17 protein-coding genes are annotated in these 18,038 nt (G+C 52.2%); 14 read left to right on the top strand and 3 right to left on the bottom strand.

All coding sequences use genetic code 11. From position 1 onward, the window contains the following. The coding region (locus ABTW62_RS11865; protein ID WP_430904796.1) for an Ig-like domain-containing protein at positions 1-1,710 on the bottom strand (1,710 nt) is incomplete at its 3' end. Between the two features lie 1,020 nt (positions 1,711-2,730). On the opposite strand from ABTW62_RS11865, the gene ABTW62_RS11860 reads away from it, so the two are divergent. Further along, positions 2,731-3,690 (top strand): NAD-dependent epimerase/dehydratase family protein, encoded by a 960-nt coding sequence (locus ABTW62_RS11860; RefSeq protein ID WP_430904795.1) that lies wholly within the window; start codon positions 2,731-2,733, stop codon positions 3,688-3,690. 9 nt (positions 3,691-3,699) lie between these two features. Beyond that, a complete protein-coding gene (locus tag ABTW62_RS11855) occupies positions 3,700-4,923 on the top strand; it encodes an aminotransferase class I/II-fold pyridoxal phosphate-dependent enzyme (RefSeq protein WP_430904794.1) in 1,224 nt (407 codons plus the stop codon). Positions 4,924-5,006: 83 nt separating this feature from the next. On the opposite strand, the gene ABTW62_RS11850 is transcribed toward ABTW62_RS11855, so the two are convergent. Continuing rightward, a complete protein-coding gene (locus ABTW62_RS11850; protein WP_430904793.1) occupies positions 5,007-5,597 on the bottom strand; it encodes a carbonic anhydrase in 591 nt (196 codons plus the stop codon). Positions 5,598-6,246: 649 nt separating this feature from the next. Here ABTW62_RS11850 and trbK point away from each other — a divergent pair. The 4 genes from trbK to ABTW62_RS11830 all read left to right on the top strand — a co-directional run bounded on the left by trbK (position 6,247) and on the right by ABTW62_RS11830 (position 10,988). Next, a complete protein-coding gene (gene trbK / locus ABTW62_RS11845; RefSeq protein WP_430904792.1) occupies positions 6,247-6,441 on the top strand; it encodes an entry exclusion lipoprotein TrbK in 195 nt (64 codons plus the stop codon). Between the two features lie 771 nt (positions 6,442-7,212). Continuing rightward, entirely contained in the window at positions 7,213-7,911 is a 699-nt protein-coding gene (locus ABTW62_RS11840; RefSeq protein ID WP_430904791.1) for an SDR family oxidoreductase, read from the top strand. 111 nt (positions 7,912-8,022) lie between these two features. After that, entirely contained in the window at positions 8,023-9,747 is a 1,725-nt protein-coding gene (polX, locus tag ABTW62_RS11835) for a DNA polymerase/3'-5' exonuclease PolX (RefSeq protein ID WP_430904790.1), read from the top strand. Then, entirely contained in the window at positions 9,747-10,988 is a 1,242-nt protein-coding gene (locus ABTW62_RS11830) for an alpha/beta fold hydrolase (protein WP_430904789.1), read from the top strand. Before polX ends, ABTW62_RS11830 begins: the two co-directional genes overlap by 1 nt. Before the next feature lie 78 nt (positions 10,989-11,066). Here the strand turns inward: ABTW62_RS11830 and ABTW62_RS11825 are convergent, their stop codons facing one another. Further along, positions 11,067-11,258: a hypothetical protein gene (locus ABTW62_RS11825; protein ID WP_430904788.1), complete on the bottom strand. Its 192-nt coding sequence runs from the start codon at positions 11,256-11,258 to the stop codon at positions 11,067-11,069. 439 nt (positions 11,259-11,697) lie between these two features. On the opposite strand from ABTW62_RS11825, the gene ABTW62_RS11820 reads away from it, so the two are divergent. The 8 genes from ABTW62_RS11820 to ABTW62_RS11785 all read left to right on the top strand — a co-directional run bounded on the left by ABTW62_RS11820 (position 11,698) and on the right by ABTW62_RS11785 (position 17,947). Beyond that, entirely contained in the window at positions 11,698-12,309 is a 612-nt protein-coding gene (locus ABTW62_RS11820) for a GNAT family N-acetyltransferase (RefSeq protein ID WP_430904787.1), read from the top strand. A 178-nt stretch (positions 12,310-12,487) separates the two neighbouring features. Further along, positions 12,488-12,670 (top strand): hypothetical protein, encoded by a 183-nt coding sequence (locus ABTW62_RS11815; RefSeq protein WP_430904786.1) that lies wholly within the window; start codon positions 12,488-12,490, stop codon positions 12,668-12,670. 47 nt (positions 12,671-12,717) lie between these two features. Beyond that, entirely contained in the window at positions 12,718-13,053 is a 336-nt protein-coding gene (locus tag ABTW62_RS11810; RefSeq protein WP_430904785.1) for a cupin domain-containing protein, read from the top strand. A 69-nt stretch (positions 13,054-13,122) separates the two neighbouring features. Beyond that, positions 13,123-13,860, top strand: a complete 738-nt coding sequence (locus tag ABTW62_RS11805; protein WP_430904784.1) for a hypothetical protein — start codon at positions 13,123-13,125, stop codon at positions 13,858-13,860. Continuing rightward, on the top strand, positions 13,857-15,329 hold the full coding sequence (locus ABTW62_RS11800; RefSeq protein ID WP_430904783.1) for a RimK family protein: 1,473 nt from the start codon (positions 13,857-13,859) through the stop codon (positions 15,327-15,329). Before ABTW62_RS11805 ends, ABTW62_RS11800 begins: the two co-directional genes overlap by 4 nt. Further along, positions 15,326-16,570: a carboxylate-amine ligase gene (locus ABTW62_RS11795; RefSeq protein ID WP_430904782.1), complete on the top strand. Its 1,245-nt coding sequence runs from the start codon at positions 15,326-15,328 to the stop codon at positions 16,568-16,570. Before ABTW62_RS11800 ends, ABTW62_RS11795 begins: the two co-directional genes overlap by 4 nt. Continuing rightward, the gene (locus tag ABTW62_RS11790; RefSeq protein ID WP_430904781.1) at positions 16,554-17,306 is read left to right on the top strand and encodes an N-formylglutamate amidohydrolase; all 753 of its coding nucleotides are present in this window, start codon (positions 16,554-16,556) and stop codon (positions 17,304-17,306) included. The genes ABTW62_RS11795 and ABTW62_RS11790 overlap by 17 nt, the downstream gene beginning before the upstream one ends. A gap of 467 nt (positions 17,307-17,773) precedes the next feature. Then, the gene (locus ABTW62_RS11785; protein ID WP_430904780.1) at positions 17,774-17,947 is read left to right on the top strand and encodes a hypothetical protein; all 174 of its coding nucleotides are present in this window, start codon (positions 17,774-17,776) and stop codon (positions 17,945-17,947) included. Positions 17,948-18,038 lie beyond the last annotated feature (91 nt).

The following is an 18,038-nucleotide window of genomic DNA, read 5'->3' as shown; positions in this document are numbered from 1 at the left end:
AACGGGTTCCGAAGTCGTGCTTGCCCCCATGTTGTCGATGGCTACGGCCGTTAACACATATTCTCCTGGTTCCGTAGCAATCCAGTCAGCTAGGTAAGGCTCGGTGGTTGCTGAACCAATTGCCGATCCATTGACATAGAAAGCCACTTCCATCACTGTGCCGTCGCCGTCGCTCGCCTGTGCCGACAAGGTGACCAGACTGTTTACAGCAACTGTTTCACCTGTAGCGGGAGAGTTCAGAACGACCGTAGGCGGTTGATTTACGGGATCTGGATCAGGCTCGGGATTGCTTCCATCGCCAGTATCTTCCGTTTCGGGTGGCACCCAACCAATCGGTTTATAAACCCAGATATTCCCATTCACTACATTTTCAAGACCGATGAATACGTCAAACCCCGGGACGTATTTCCATTTTCCCAATATCCCAATCCCAACATTCAAAGGTGGGGACTCACCTGGCCCCAATTCTTCCCTCCAGACCTGCCAACCAGAAGTGGATAGTTGCTCCGGTGGAGAAATCCGCCACACCTCCGCACTGCCACACCACAGCAGAAAATTGCCCCGATTGGGATCAAAATCCAGTGAGCACTGGCGCAAAGATATGCCAGTTGAATTAGTAAAACTATTTATCCACTCAACAAATTCCGCAACTGAACCTGTTGTTGCAACAGCCCGATCCCTATTTGTTTGTCGTTCCGGTCGCAAATCCCAGAAATAAAATGGATTCGAATTATTTCCGAGCCTCAGAAAAACTTTACTGGCTGGGTCATAACCACAACTCGTCTGAGTTGCCGGAGCGGACCAATAGTCACCTACACGCTCAATCTGATCCAACCAGGGAGCATTGATATCCGTGATTTGATACCTGTATAAATATAGTCCCGTACCTCCACCTATTCGGGCAGCCACATAAACAATATCATAATCGGATTCTGGGCTATAAGCCGTACATCCATTCACATGGCTTGTCGGGATAGGTTGACCTGCCAAATGTTTGGGGATATCGCGATTTTCCCACATTCTGCCACCCTCAATTTCCGGAAATGGCTCCACTCTTTGAACATGTGAACCTGTGGTACCGCCCACCTTGTTTGGATCGGCTTTTGATGGATCAAATAGATAAGGCCCGGTCCTACGAGTAGCTAGCGGATCGCCGTCACGAATGGCATAGAAGCTACCGGAATTAAAAACTGCTCCACCGAAATTCAGGTACCGGTCTGACCGCGGCAGAAACACCGCGTTATCGTAGGTATGTGCGGAGGCTGGGGCATTCTGTGCCCCGTCAATGGCCTGGTAAGCCGCTGAAGAATCCGGAACCAGCTCTATTTCACTTGGCAAGGATGCCCGTTCCCATCTGAGATCCCGTGATCGCCAGCGATAAACATCATTTCCGGAATAATTTGCATGGCCTCCTCCGTAAAGAATCAGATCACCCCGGTTACTGTCCCAGGCAAAGCTGCTCCACGCCTCGATTATCTTATGGGGAGTAGGATTACCGAAACCATAGAGTGGCCGTAATGCGGCAGGTGTCCATGCCTCGGAATAAGAATTCACATTTACTTTTTGCCATGTACCTTCTGGCATTTGTGACACTATTTGTAATAGTGCACCCTTAGCATAAGGTGTTGCAGCATGTGTCATTGGTGCGAAAAGCAGGCAGATCATAGCCAGCACATATTTTTGAAGCAGGCAGCCAAGCTTCGTTTTCATGTCTTACTCCCTTTGTAAATTTTGCCAGTAATATCATTGACAAAAAGAATGGCTGAACACCTTTTCCTGGTCATCATTTCATCACGAGGAACCGGGTACTTGATATTCGATGTTTTCTAAAAGTTGGAATCGATTGATTTAATCCAGTACTTCAAGCCGATGCACTCCGGTTCTGGATTCCTGGGCAAGCACCAAATAATAATCTATACTTATTTTTTAGCAATTTTTATGCCATAAATATTTATCTCATTTAATTCAATAGATTACATCAAGCAATAATCAGTACCCTGAAAATCTTGTGTAAAATTTTTCGGCATCACTCACTGAAAGTAGTACTTTTATTTGATCATTATTTTATTTCAAGAAATCATGTGATCGAAACCTAACACCTCCATAAAGCCACCGTAAATATACGATTTCTAAGTTTTTTTATTCATTTCGCACACCCTGATTCTGAAATCCTAGGCGAGTGCTAGGGAGCAAGCCATGCTTATTAATTTCGTGTATTTATTCCATATAACTCAATGGATTGCACATACAATGAAAAGCATTCAGAAAGGTGATGTAAAATTTTTCGACAGTTCGGGGTTTTTGACGTTTTACTTCTACTTCTAGTGCTGTTAAAGCAGAGAAAACTTGCAAAATTGCAGCCTGCTGATGCCAGCATGACTAATCCGAGCATGGCTGGCGTATTTTTCGGTGGGTGAGCAAGCACACCGTAAGTTCATTGCGAGCCGTGTAAGCAGCGCGGTAATTCGGAAGATAACGTCATGGCAGGTTGTGTTGTGGCCCTTATGCACACTGTCAGCTTGGAACTGGATATCTTGCGCTCGTTGATGCTCGCCACATGGCGGAGATTATCGTTACCACTGAAGGGTTACTGAAAATGGTTCATAGACGTGATAAGTTTCATTAAATTTATAAAATTGCTTGGCGGAGACCTATACGCTGTCGGACGATTGATCGTCCAGGCGCAGATTTCCATGCTCATCGAAGCATCATCAAAACACAGCGGGGTTGGTGATTAAAAAGATCTTGGTGACCGGCGCGACCGGTCAAATTGGTTCGGAGTTGACGAAGGCCCTGCGTGGCCGGTTTGGCGGGGAGAATGTGGTGGCAGCTGGCTATAACAGGCAGCCACTCGGTGATTTACTGCAGTCGGGACCTTATTATGGTTTCGATGTGCGCGATCGGCTGGCTTTGCAGCAGATTGTCGGAGACCATCGGATCGATACGATTTTTCACCTGGCTTCGCTGCTGTCTGCGGTTGCGGAGGCAAAGCCGCAACAAGCATGGGATATCAACATCAACGGCTTGCTGCATGTGCTGGAGACGGCGAGGCAGTTTGGTTGCGCGGTATTTTTCCCGAGCTCAATCGGCGCTTTCGGTCCCGATACACCGGCTATCGATACGCCGCAAGATACCATCCAGCGTCCGGCCACTTTGTACGGGATCACCAAGGTGACGGGTGAGCTACTGTGCGATTATTATCATCGGCGTTATGGTGTGGATGCCCGTGGCTTGCGTTATCCGGGATTGGTTTCGCATGTGACGCTGCCAGGGGGCGGCACGACAGATTATGCGGTCGATATTTTTTATGAGGCGGTCAGGCATAGGCATTATGATTGTTTTCTCGGGGCCGATACCCGGCTGGATATGATGTATATGCCGGATGCGATCGCTGCCGCAATCCAGTTGATGACAGCGGATGGGCGCCAGCTGCGTCATCGCAATGCCTTCAATATCACGGCCATGAATTTCACACCGCAACAATTGGCTGCGGAAATCCAGACGCATCTTCCGGGATTTACGATCGATTACCGGATTGATCCGGTCCGGCAGGCTATCGCCGATTCCTGGCCGCGGCAGGTGGATGATAGCGCTGCGAGAGCGGAATGGGGCTGGCAACCACGCTATCAGCTGTCGCAAATGGTCGAGGATATGCTGGCGAAGATCACAGTCAAATTGGGACAAGACTAGGAGGGTATGATGTCGCTGACAAAAATTGAGCAGCTGTTTCAGCCAAAATTGGCTCAGCTGCAAGCGCAGGGTGTTAGCAAGGGTAACGAAAAAGTGATCACTGGCAGGCAGGCTGCCGCGGAGGGTTTGGGTCCGCGCTATTTTCTGCAGGGTTACGGCCAACAGGCATTCCTGCGCATGAATTCCAATTCCTATCTGGGATTGGCCGAGCATGCCCGGGTCATGCAGGCCGAGGCGGAAGCAGTCGAGCGATTTGGCACAGGACCTGGTGCGGTGCGCTTCATCAGCGGGACTTGTCAGCCTCATGTCGAACTGGAAGAAAAACTGGCGAAGTTTCATGGACGTGATGCGGCCATGATCATGAGCGCGGCTTATGCGACCATGGTGGGGGTGTTGCCGCAGTTTATCTCGGATGAGACGCTGGTCATCAGTGATGCCCTCAACCATAATTGCATTATCAACGCGATCCGTTTGGCGCACCCGGCTAGAAAGGAAATCTATGCGCACAACGATGTCAAGGCGCTGGACCGTCTGCTGGAAGCCAATAAAGGGCAGGTCAAGCGTGTCTGTGTCGTGACGGACGGCATTTTCAGCATGCGCGGCGATCATGCGCCGCTCGACCGGATCAATCGGTGCTGCCAGCGACATGAAGATGGCTACGAGGAAGGAATCATCACTGTCGTTGATGATTCACATGGGGTGGGCGCTTTCGGAGAAACCGGACGAGGCACCGAGGAATACACAGGCAGCCGGGCCGATATCCTGATTGCAACACTCGGCAAGGCATTTGGGGTCAATGGGGGGTATGTCGTAGCGAGCGAGGTTGTCATCGATTACCTGCGCGAGACGGCGCCTTTGTATATCTATTCAAACCCGATCACACCCGCCGAAGCCGCCGCAGCCATCGCGGCACTCGATATCGTGGACAGTCAGGAAGGGGCGCATCTGCTGGCGAAATTGCGCAAGCTATGCGCCTTGCTCAGATCAGGTCTGGAGAAACTGGGCTTTGAAACCTTGCCCGGCGAGCATCCGATCGTGCCGATCCTGGTGAGGGATACGCAAAAAACCTCGGCTCTGGTGGCATACCTGTTTGCGCAGCGGATTCTGGTCACTGGGCTCAATTATCCGGTTGTGCCGAAGGGGGAGCAGGAAATCAGGCTGCAGGTATCTGCCGATCATACCGAACAAGACATCGATTATTTACTGGCCGTGCTGGCCGATTTCGTTGCCTGAAGTGTCTGTGCGCAAACGATTGCCCGGTTGATCATTACAGGCCGGCCGGGCTGTTTGCTTGTTTGATACAGACCTGTTCAGAATCAGATTTCGGTTTCTTCCTGTGCGATCGAAGCATTGCTGATCACTTCCACATCGCCGTTTAGGCTCATCAATAAGGTCTCAACCTCGATTTTTGGGTATTTTTCAACGATCATGCTTTTGAGCCGCATCAGCCTGGTGCTGTGTGCAACGGTTTCCTTCTGCGCATCCTTGGCATAGTCTTCGCCGAGCAGTTCCCGGTATGCGCCGCAATCGCGATGGTCCATGACCATGACGGTATGTATGCCGTGCAGTTTGACGGACAGATCGAGGTGGTCCCAGAAGGTTCTGCTCCATTCCGGGTATTTGTCGGTGATGGCGCCGAGTGAGGCGCCTGCCAGTACAATATGATCGTAGCTATGGTATAGTCCCCTGCGCAGCATGTAGCGTTCGACTTCATCCATCAGCCGATAATCCATGCAGCTGAGTAGCAATGTTCTGGCCTGGCCTTCCGCCCGTGCTGCCGGCATTTCAGTCATGACTGCAAGCAGGCTGACGCCGGAACCCAGCACGGCAAGCTGAAGAAATTTCCTGCGGCTTTCTTCCGAAGCGCCGAGTGCCTCGCGATGATGTGCGCAATGTGAATTTTTCATTTTTTTCTCCGCCCATTATGTATGTGAAAAGCAATCATAGATCCTTCCAGGATAAGTTTTCAACCTCTTTTTGAGTGTGGTTAATTGTTGTTTTTATATGACTTTTCTGGTTTATCTGGGCCAAAAAATGTATATTCATATGGCATTTGTTGACTCGCGGATAGAGCGGCTTCCCATGCCAATCTTGATCTGAGTCGCAGGCAATGCATGCAATCCGTCATGCAGATCTGTTCGCTGCCTTCGGTGGTGAGAAACGGTATGATGAGCAAAGAAATAGATTGGGTCACAATGGTTATCGAGGAAGGTAAAACAATCCGGCATATCTGCCGATTATCAACAGCAGCCGGATCAGGATAAAGCGCGAGGGGCATGGCGATGCGGAATCTGGCAGCGTTTCTCTTGTGAACGGATGCCGTTAAATATGGCCAAACAGTTTTGACCTCTTATGTGAGTTATTCTATGATCCATAGCTAGTGCTCGCATCGGCAGGCCAGTGTTTCCCTGGAAAATGGAGCGTTCTGCAAAAATCCGAATAGAATTTGCAGGTAGAGCCATATGGTATGATGGGTCTGGTTGGCCAATGTCGAGTGGTTGAAAAATTTGGCTGAATTATCAGGCCATTGTGAATTTTTTAAAGAGGAAGTTTTAGATGAATATTAAAAGCGTTATTTGTATGATGGGTCTGAGTGCTGCTTTGATCGGCTGTGAGGGAGGTTTGCCCGAAGCGAATCCAGTCAATTGCTCAGGAAGAGGAATGGAAAAATCGCTGGCGGAATTCAAAAATGATGAAGCCGGACGGCAAGCATTTCTCGATCAATGTAGTGCTTTGAGCGCAGAAAATTAAACGCTGCATTGAGATTCAATGCATGAATGTTTGCTGGAATTTTAGGAACGCCGGGGTTGACAGAGCAGTTTCAACATAATGGTGGAACCGGTTCCAGCAGATACCGCCAGACCATACAATTGACGCGCACCGATTGCTAAGAGGCTGTCCGAGAATAGCGATCGTAGCGAGGGCGAAGCTGGTTGAGTTGGATTTTTCGATCATTTGAGGCGAATAGCCGTTCTATTTAACGAAAAGGATCGAAAAATCCGGCCAATCAGGTTCGTCCGCAGTAGATCAGTCTATTCTCGGACAGCCTCCTAGGCATGTCAAATGTAAGGTCTGGTTTTTTTATACCTCCAAACTATTTTCAGTTTCACTGCGGTGCAGGTCATGCACCCTGCACGTACCAGCAGTAGCCATCATCATGCGTAGGGTGCGCGGCACACCATAAAACCGATCAGGGATATTGCCGCGCCTGATAATCCTGCTGAAGGATAGAGGCGTTTTTTGGCAATGCAAACGGCCGTGCTGCATCATTTCTTGGAGAGTGTCTTACCCGGCTGCGCCTGTTCCTGCTCCCCTTTGGTCCTAATCCAATATCATTGTATAGATGGCGAATAATTCGTATTTGGATAATTTGGGCCCCGCCTTCCCTGTTGAATCTCTGGCAAATACATGGTATTTCTCAATACTGGCAAAACCGGAGACAATCGATACGCATCGCGCATCGTAGTCTCGATGGCCAGCAAGGAATTCCTGTATGTATTTTAATCATGGAAGACCATTGTCATGATATCAAATGTTTTGATTACCGGTAGCAACCGCGGTCTGGGGCTGGAATGGTGTCGTCAATACGCAAAAGCCGGGTGGCGCGTTTTTGCCAGCTGCCGGTTTCCCGAGCAGGCCGATGCGTTGCAGCAACTGGCAGCCGAGTATGGCACTGTTGTCATGCACCGGCTGGATGTCACCGATCCTGACCAGATCGAAGCCCTGGCGGAGGCGCTCGCAGAATACCCGATTGATCTACTGATCAATAATGCGGGCGTCTATTTTGAGAAATACGACCGGCCGGGGCAACCGATTGATTATGATACCTGGGCGCATACGTTGCGCGTGAATACCATGGGTGCGATGCGGGTGAGTCAGGCGCTGCTTCCGCATATACGACGCGGTCAGAAGCGTTTGATTGCAGTCATCACCAGCCACATGGGCTCTATCGCCGAGATCGAACGTCCTGGCAGTTACTATTACCGCTCCAGCAAAGCTGCATTGAATGCCGCCATGAAGGGATTCTCACTGGAACTGGGCGCACTCAAGATCGGAGTGCTGCTGTTGCACCCGGGCTGGGTGCGAACGCGCATGGGTGGCCCGGACGGACTACTCTCGCCACAGGAAAGTATCGAAGGCATGCGTGCCAGGGTGGAGGCGTTTACCTTGGCGGACAGTGGCCGATTCTTTCGTTATGATGGTGCTGAAATTCCCTGGTAAGTCGCGTGTCAAATTGGTGGGCCGCATGATGGGCTGGCGGGTGCAGGTCTGCTGACCAGCCGGGGTCTCCAGGAAAGTTCTTCATGCTCCTATTTCATGGAAGGAGTTTTTATGCCGATTCACAATGCCGATATCGCAGCTGTCTTCGAAGAGATTGCTGATCTGCTGGAAATCGAGAACGCCAATATCTTCCGCGTTCATGCCTATCGCAATGCGTCCCATATCTTGCAAGAACTGGGCCAGGATGTGCGCTCGATGGTGGAACAAGCTGATGACTTGACCAAATTGCCCGGCATTGGCGACGATCTGGCGCACAAAATTCAGGAGCTGGTCGAGACCGGCCACTGCACGATGCTGGATAAGCTGCATCAGCAACTGCCTGCGACGGTCACGGAATTGCTGAAGATTCCTGGATTGGGACCCAAGCGGGTGAGGACGCTTTACCATGAGCTGAATATCCGTACGATGGAGCAATTGCAGCGCGCCGTGCGCAATCACTGTATTCAAGCCTTGCCTGGTTTTGGTGAAAAAACCGAGATGCGTATTGCCGATGCCTTGGCCATGCATGCCGGAGGCTTGGGGCGTTTCAATCTGGCTGTCGCTGCGCAGTATGCCGAGCCCCTCGCATCCTGGTTGCGCATGCTGCCCGGCGTACAGCAAGTGGTGGTGGCAGGCAGTTATCGGCGTGCGCGCGAAACAGTCGGCGATATCGATATTTTGATCACAGCACTGCCGAATAGCCAGGTCACGAGGCGCTTTTGCAGCTATGACGAAATCGCGGAGATACTTTCTCAGGGGCCGACGCGCAGCAGCGTGGTGCTCAAAAACAAGCTCCAAGTGGATGTGCGCGTGGTGCGCCCGGAAAGTTATGGTGCGGCCTTGCATTATTTCACTGGCAGCAAATCGCATAATATCGCCATCCGCCGCTTGGGGCAGGCGCGCGGGCTCAAGATCAATGAGTATGGGGTCTACAAGGAAGGGGTGCGCGTCAACGGTGAAACCGAGGAGTCCGTTTATCAGCTGGTCGGGCTGCCGTTTATTCCGCCAGAGCTGCGTGAGGACCGGGGTGAAATCGAGGCGGCCAGGGATGGGCGCTTGCCCAGACTGATCGAGCTGAGCGATCTGAAAGGGGACTTGCACGTCCACAGCAAAGCCAGCGATGGTCATGACACGCTCGAGGCCATGGCGCAAGCCGCGCGGCAGCATGGTTTTGAATATTTGGCCATTACCGAACATTCGAGTCGGCTTGCCGTCGCCCGGGGTCTCGATCCGGTCAAGCTTGCCAAACAGATCGATATGATTGACTGTCTCAATGAAAAATTGCATGGCATCACCCTGCTCAAGGGGATCGAAGTCGACATTCTGAAAGACGGTGAGTTGGATCTGCCAGACTGGATACTTGCCAAGCTGGATCTAGTGGTGGGCGCTGTCCACAGCAGCTTCGGGCTATCCCGCGCCCAACAGACTGAGCGTATCCTCAAAGCCATGGACCACCCCCATTTCACGTTGCTGGCACACCCCAGAGGAAGACTCATTGGCAAGCGGGAGCCTTATGATATCGACATGTTGCGGATCATCCGCAAGGCCAAGGAGCGTGGCTGCTATCTGGAGCTCAATGCGAACCCGAATCGGCTGGATTTGGTCGACATATATTGCCAAGTCGCCAAGGAGGAGGGTGTCCTGGTCAGTATCGATTCCGACGCGCACAGCGTTTTCGATTTCGATAACCTGCGCTTTGGCATCGGCCAAGCGCGGCGCGGCTGGCTGGCGCAGCAGGATGTGTTGAATACCCGGTCACTGGAAACATTGCGGCCGTTGCTCCAGCGGACGATGTGATGACCCGTCGCAATCGACGCCTGGCCGCGCTGATTGGCTTGTTTTTATTGCTGGTGGCGCTTTCGGGTTGCGTGCACCGGCAATTCGTCACCCAACCCTATCCCCGTTGGGGTGAGGAAATCGCGATCGACCAGGCCGAGGATGCGCCCCCTTTGCTGTTGCGGACCATGCACCCCGCTGTGACAGGCGATGTGCCGGCATGTATGCTGCTTGTGCACGGCATGAATGAATATATCGGGCGCTATGAGGACATTGCGCACTATTTTTCACGGCACTTCCTGGTAGCCGGCTTTGATCTCCATGCACATGGCCTGTCCAATCCGGTTCTGTGGCAAGCGGATCAGGCGTTGCATGCAGGTGAACGAGAATCGGATGTCAGCGATGCCTATCTGGCGCAGACCCGATTGCGCACTCTGGAGCCGATGCGGCTGAATCTGGAGCAGGCATTGCAGCGTTTGATCACCGTTTGCGATGCGCAAGGCGAACCGGATAAGCCGATCTTTATCGTGGCGCATAGCCTGGGTGCGCTGGTTGCCGCGTCGTATTTGTTATCGGAGCAGCCTCCGCCGGATTGGATCACGCGGATACAAGGCATCGTCTTGCTCGGGCCTGCGTTCTCAGTCTCTGAGGTGCCCGGCTGGCGTGGCTGGCTGGCCAATCCGCTGATCAAACTGTCATTTCATGCCAAAGAACATTTCCTGCAGCCGCAGGACCAGCCATTACCGTTACTGGTCATCAACCAGCTGATATCGCTGGTGACCGTGCCACTGTTGGATGGACTCTTCGAGGTGTTGTCCTGGCCTGGCCTCCGGCATTGGTTCACGCCGGTTACACCAGGCTGGGTATTGGATTATCTCACAGACAGCGAGGAGGAAAAGGCGCGTATACGTGTAGATGGCTGGATGATTCATCGCAATCTGTTGCGTTACGTGAAAGGTATCGAGTCGGAAATTGTGCACTTTCGCAGACAAATGGGTGCCTTTGTTATCCCTTACTTTCTGGTGTATTCGGGGCGTGATCCAATTACGCCAGCCTGGGGAAGTCAGGATTTCGTCGATGCCACATTTGGACATCACCCTGATAATGCCGTGCTTCCCTTGCCGGAATTGAGTCATCACGAGCACCTGTTCTCATCCCAGCCTTTGCGGGACGAGCTTCTGCAAAAAATCGATCAATGGCTGATGCGCCGCTTACAGACGCTCGATGAACAGGAAGCCGCCAGGCCTTACAACGGCATGTAAGCATGAAGCACGCGCTCGAGCGGCTTGCTCTCAGCTATTTATTGTTGCGGAGCGAAGATGATGCGTTTAAATCGCCGGTCACTCCTCTCGCCCAGCTTGAAAATGGTATAGCGGGCAATACGCCCTACGTGTCATCCCGTACAGACAATGCCAGGTTTTGTATTTAGCATGAAACATAGAAAGTAGCAGGCCGGGCGCATAGCTAGGAGGCTGTCTGAGAATGGCGATCGTAGCGAGGGCGAGGCTGGTTGAGTTGGATTTTTCGATCATTTGAGGCGTATAGTTGTTCTATTCAACGAAAAGGATCGGAAAATCCGGCCAATCAGGCTCGTCCGCAGTAGATCAGTCTATTCTCGGACAGCCTCCTAGTACTTCGTTCCGTCAATTAGCTTACAAATGAAATCGATGGATTCGCCTGCCAGGCTAGGTGCAAACCGCAGTCATAGCCGTAGCTATGGCGAGGATTAGCAACAACGCATGGCAGGCGAAGGCGCGATTCCATGTAAGCGTTTTGGCGGAACGGAGTACTAGTGGCTGACAAGAAAATCCCGGAGTGGGCAATGAACAAGATATGCCTGCCTGAACATTCCCTGCATGGGCGCATCCTCTTAATCATCGATATTTGTATGAACGTGCCAGATTCTTCCAGCGCCCGGCGGTTGAGGCGGGATTCAAATTTTTTCAATGAACAAATGATTCAGGCGTTTGCATGACTACCCCGGTCGAGATTCGTGAACTTGTGCTGCATGAGGTAGAGCATGCGGCTGCAGTGCTGGGCCGGGGAATGCTGAACAATCCTCTCCATGTGCGTGTGTTTGGCGGAGAAGCAGAGCGCCGGGAGAGGGCGCTGCGTAGGTTGTTCATTCCCGTTTTACGTCAACAGATGCGCAAGGGCATCGTTTTGGGGGCTTTTGTTTCGGGCAGATTGACCGGTGTGACCGGGATGGTTCCTCCCAAGCATTGTCAGCCCAGGTTCGCTGAGCAGGTGGCCGTGCTGCTGGCGCTGATTCGTGGAAGCGGTGTGAGGAGTTCTCTGCGGGTTTTTCGCTGGGTGCGGGATTGGTCGAGGCATGATGCCGCGATGCCCCATTGGCATCTCGGCCCGGTTGCCGTTGACCAGGTTTTCCAAGGACAGGGAATTGGGAGTGCTCTGCTGCAAGAATTCTGTCAACGCATAGACGAACATCAGACAGCCGGGTACCTGGAAACCGACAAGCCCGAGAATGTGGCCTTCTATCAACGCTTTGGCTTCACTGTTATCGACGCGCATCCTGTCTTGGGTGTCAGAAATTGGTTCATGATCCGGCCGGCAGCAAGGTAAAAAAATGTGTGGTCCGTGCGCAATGGATGATCACTGACTGAACGGTTATGAAAAGTAGACGATTTGTCTGCTGGTGGTGGCACAGAACCATTGGCGCGTATCATATCGTTTCATGGTGCGTGAATGGAATATCCGCCCATACCATATAAACATGCGCAGCTTGTTCGGGGAAAGCATAATGGATGACAACCATAATAATCAGGTCAAAATCATTGATATCAACATGCCATTCTGGTCGATGGTCAAATTCATGGTGAAAGTGGCCATTGCGTCCATTCCAGCCTTTATTATTCTGTCCGTTATCGGGACCATTGTCTTTGGTTTGCTGGGCGGTTTTTTGGGTGGGCCGGTCCGATATTAGTGCGGGACCGACTGTTTCTCGCCGGAACAACTGATGGGAGGTGATCAATGCCAAGCAAAAATTTGTTTGACGGGGCGGTGCCGCCGCACGCAGGCGAGCGCTTCGACAACCTGCTGATCCACAAGAATCTCGTCATTGAACGAATTGTCAGTGCATCGGCCATTACGCCCTGTGAATACGTGCAATCCCAGGATGAATGGGTGATGCTCATTCAGGGTGCGGCCTTGCTCAAAGTCGCCAACGAGCCGGTTGCGCTCAAACCAGGCGATTATGTATTCCTGCCTGCTGGCGTGCCCCACAGCGTGGAACGTGTCGCGCAGGGAACTATCTGGTTGGCTGTGCATCTTCATCCGGAAATGCCCGGTGGTGTAGAAACGGCTTGATGCTTGCCAGCTGGCCTGGAAGGAACAGCGGGAAGACCAGGAGCCGTTCTCGACAACTGGAGAGCTAAATTGGTAACCAGACTCAACCCGATTCATCATTTGCCTGTCGAGATATTGCCGCAACCGGATGAAACCACTTGCGGGCCGACCTGTCTGCATGCCGTTTATCGCTACTGGGGAAAGCACGACCTCCTGGAGGAAATTATTGGCCGCACGCGCAAACTGGAAAGCGGCAGTGGGACTTTCGATGTGTTCCTGGCTTGTGATGCGTTGCGCAATGGTTTTCAGGCGGCAATCTATACCTATAATCTAATGGTGTTCGATCCCACATGGTTTGCCGGCGGGATCGATATTGCCGAGCGGTTGCGTCAACAGCGTGCCGTGAAGACCGATCGCAGGTTGCGCTATGTGACCGAAGGCTATCTCGAGTTTCTGCGTCTGGGCGGACGGTTGCGCTTGGCAGATCTTTCGCATACCCTGATCTATGGCCTGCTGCGACGTGGCTTGCCGATTCTGACTGGCCTGAGTTCAACCTTCCTGTATCGTGTGGCGCGTGAATATGGGCCGCACGATACACCCGACGATATACGCGGCGCTCCCGCTGGGCATTTCGTAGTCATCAGCGGTTATAATCGCAACAAGCGCACCTTGCTGGTGGCCGATCCCTACGGGCCGGACCAGGCTTATTGGAGCAATATTGACCGGGTAATCAGCGCGATTCTGCTTGGTATCGTGACTTATGATTCCAATTTGCTGGTCATCTATCCTTCGCCGGTGCCAGGACAGCGCGCACTCAAATTACCATGAGTATTCTGATAGTAGTGAGCAATCCGCGTGACTGGCCACTTGCTATTCCGGATGTCACGATTGTTCCTGCCAGAACCTATTTGACTGATCCGGCATATAACAGTGATCTCAAGGCGCGGGTCTTCAATCTTTGCAAATCCTATCGTTATCAGAGCCTTGGTTATTATGTATCGTTGCTTGCCGAGGCGCGTGGGCATAAACCCCTGCCGCGAGTCAATGCGATCGAGGATCTGCAGTCTCCTGCTTTGATTCGTCTGCTTGCGGGGAATCTGGATGAACGTATACAAAAGTCCCTGGCCACACTCAAATCGGAGCGTTTTGAACTCAGCATCTATTTTGGACGCAATGTAGCCAAGCATTACGACCAGCTCAGTCATCAACTGTTCGGTTTGTTGCGGGCCCCTCTGCTGCGGGCTTATTTTGAGCGCCATGGCGGTCAGTGGCGTATCCAGCGCATCCGGACCCTCGCAGCCAGTGATATACCGCCGGAACATCAGGATTTTGTCGTGCAGGCTGCGCGGGATTATTTTGCTGGGCGCAAGCAATGGCCACGCAAGCTGCTTGCTCCAAGCTATGAGCTTGCCATTCTGCATGATCCAGAAGATCCCGAACCGCCATCCAACGGCAAGGCGATGAAGCATTTTGAAAAGGCCGCCCAAGCTTTGGGGATGCATGTGGAATTTATTACGCGGGCAGATCTTGGCCGGCTTTCCGAGTTCGATGCATTGTTTATTCGAGACACGACCTATGTCAATCATTATACCTATCGCTTCTCTAGACAGGCGGCCGCGGAGGGCCTGGTGGTTATCGATGATCCGAGCTCGATCCTGAAGTGTAACAATAAAGTCTACCTGGCAGAGCTCATGACCAAGCATCGTATTCCGATCCCACGGACCTTGCTGGTACAGAAAGACAATATCGAACAAGTGATTCCCATGCTTGCGTTGCCATGCGTACTCAAGCAACCGGATAGCTCGTTCTCGGTCGGCGTTGCCAAGGTGACATCAGAAGAAGGTCTGCGGCAGAAAGTAAACGAGTTGTTGGGAAAATCGGAACTGATCGTTGCCCAGGAATACCTACCGACTGATTTCGACTGGCGGGTAGGCATTCTCGATCGGCGTCCGTTATTCGTCTGTAAATATTATATGGCGCCCGGCCACTGGCAGATTATCAAGCATGGCGAACAAAGGCAGGATTATGTGGAAGGACTCACGCAGGCCGTATCCCTGGAAGAGGCGCCGACGAAAGTCGTCAGGCTGGCGTTGAGGGCTGCCAATCTGATCGGTGATGGTTTTTATGGGGTGGATATCAAGCAGACCAATAATCGCTTCTATGTGATAGAAATCAATGACAATCCGAATGTCGATGCCGGCAATGAAGACACCATTCTCAAGGATGGCTTGTATCAGCGAATCATGGCGGTTTTCCTGCATCGACTGAGTGCCCGCAGACGGAGCGGACGCTGGTGAAGACGGCATTGCATGCTTTTACGGGCTATGGCATCGAACTGGAATACATGATCGTCGATCGCGAGAGTCTAGCCGTTCTGCCCATCGCGGATAGATTGCTGCATGCGCTGTCGGGTGAGTATCTGTCCGAGGTCGAGTGTGGCCGGTTAAGTTGGTCCAACGAAATCGTGCTGCACCTGATCGAACTCAAGAATCATCGCCCCGAGTCTTTCCTCGCGACACTGTCTGCGCAATTTCAGCATGAGATCCAGCGCATCAACCGGATGCTGCAATCATACGGTGCCATGCTGATGCCTTCTGCCATGCATCCGTGGATGAATCCTCATCTGGAAACACAGCTATGGTCGCATGATCATGCAGATATTTATCGCACCTATGATCGTATCTTCGACTGCAAGCGCCATGGCTGGGCCAATTTGCAAAGCATGCACTTCAATCTGCCTTTTGCTGACGATGAAGAATTTGCGCGTTTGCATGCCGCGATCCGGTTATTGCTGCCCATTCTCCCGGCGCTGGCGGCAAGCTCGCCAATCGCTGAAGGTCGTGCTACAGGCCTGCTCGATACGCGTATGGCAAATTATTTGACTCATCAAATGCAAATACCAACGACAATGGGACAAGTCATTCCGGATACCATCATTGATCGTACAGGTTACGTGACGCAGATTCTGCAGCCCATGTACCGGGAACTCGTAGCGTTGGATCCCGACGGGATATTGCGGCATGAATGGCTCAATGTACGTGGTGCTGTGGCACGCTTCGCTCGAAATGCAATTGAAATCCGGGTGATCGATGTGCAGGAACATCCCGGTGCCGATCTGGCCATCGCCATGGTGGTGCGTGATGCCGTGCACGCACTGTATGAGCAGCGAGCCGCCTCGCTGGCCGAACAGCAAGCAATCGATACTGCTGTCCTGGTTGGCATTTTGCATGCATGCATCAACGATGCCGAGCAGGCCCGAATTACGGAATGTGGGTATCTGCAATTACTGGGATTTCCGGAGCGCCAATGTCAGGCGCGTGAGTTGTGGCAGCATCTCATCGCATCGATGAGCATTGGGCCGATGGACGAAGCAGCGGCTTGTCAGGCTGCGCTGGATACGATAATGGAGCAAGGACCTCTGGCCCGCCGGCTGCTGCGAGCGGCGGGGCGAGATTTTTCGCGATCACGATTGCAGGCGGTTTATCGTGAATTGTGCAATTGCCTGCAAGAGGGAAGGTCGTTTGTCGGCATCGATTGAAACCGGAGCGGGCAGGCCTGGGGCCTCAGCCGTACAGTTTGTTGTCACCTGTGAGCATGGCGGTAATCGTATTCCGCCCCGCTATCAATCTCTCTTTGCTGGTTATCGCACTTTGCTGCATAGCCACCGAGGCTATGACCGGGGTGCGTTGCGTATGGCGAAGGAACTCGCCGTGGCCCTGAATGCCGCGCTGTTTGCGGCGACAATCAGCCGCTTGTTGATCGATCTCAACCGCTCGACCGGCCATCCACATTTGTTTTCCGACGTGACAAAAGTGTTGCCGGCCCCTGTTCGATGCGAGATTCTGGCGCATTATTATTCACCTTACCGTCATCGTGTCGAAAAACTGATTGCTGACGAGATCGACAGCGGCAAGCAGGTCATTCATATTTCATCGCACAGTTTCACGCCGATATTCGATGGCCAGCTGCGTCATGCCGATATCGGCCTGCTGTATGATCCAGCCAGAGTACGAGAACGGCTATTCTGCTGCGACTGGCAAGCCAGCCTCAAAGCAAAGGCCCCAGGGTTGATCATCCGGCGTAATTATCCCTATACCGGCAGGGCTGACGGCATTACCGTCCATTTGCGTCGCCGGTTTCCAGCAAGCAGATACCTCGGCATCGAGCTGGAAATCAATCAGAAGCATGTTGTCGATGGTGGGCAACACTGGCGGGCGGTACGCCACTTTGTGCTTGCCGCGCTCATCGAAGTTGTCGCCGCAAGCATCACCTGACATATGTGATGCTTGCGATCGGGCGATACGGCCGTTTGGCAAACGGACAACCCATAACTTGCCTTCTCACCATCTTCCGGATTGCCGCGCCTTATACGCGGCGCGCAACGCCTAAGTGCATGCTTGAATTTTAAATTGCTGCTGTTATCGATAATGCGGCGTCGCAAGGTTCGCAGAATGCCGCGGCATTTCCTTAATGCTTGAATCCGGGTAAAATGGCTGTGTCATATTTGATTTAATCATAACAATGAATATCGCATCATGGGAATCCAAGGGGTGATGGGTAGCTCTGTCTATATCAATATCAGAAGAGTCATGTTGAATTTTTTGTACATCATAGCGCTGCATCGCAGCAAGAAAATTGTTTACTACCTTTCATGAATGAGCGCGCTGCTGGCTGCATGAGCCATTAAGCCGCGCTTTATGTCATCCATTCAAACGAATTTTTAGTGTGACCGGAGGAATAAATGCCACTCGTTGCTATGCACGACATGCTGAGCCATGCCTACCGGAATAAATATGCGGTAGGCGGGTTCGATCTGGTGAGCCTTGATTTTCTGGAGGCAATCGTTACCGCAGGCGAACGTTGCTGCTCATCGTTGGGCGCTGCCTATGTTGAGACGGCCAAAGGCAGCGGGTAGAAATAAGTGCCAGCAGGTCTGATTGCTCCTTTCTTCGATACCTGAAACAGTTGATCTTTCCAATATTTGGGCATAGGGTAGCACTATGAGG

It is taken from the genome of Nitrosomonas sp. ANs5, from assembly GCF_050584665.1.
GTDB lineage: Bacteria > Pseudomonadota > Gammaproteobacteria > Burkholderiales > Nitrosomonadaceae > Nitrosomonas.
The sequence above is the reverse complement of the archived record's forward strand: the minus strand, read 5'-3'. Positions and strand labels throughout refer to the sequence as shown.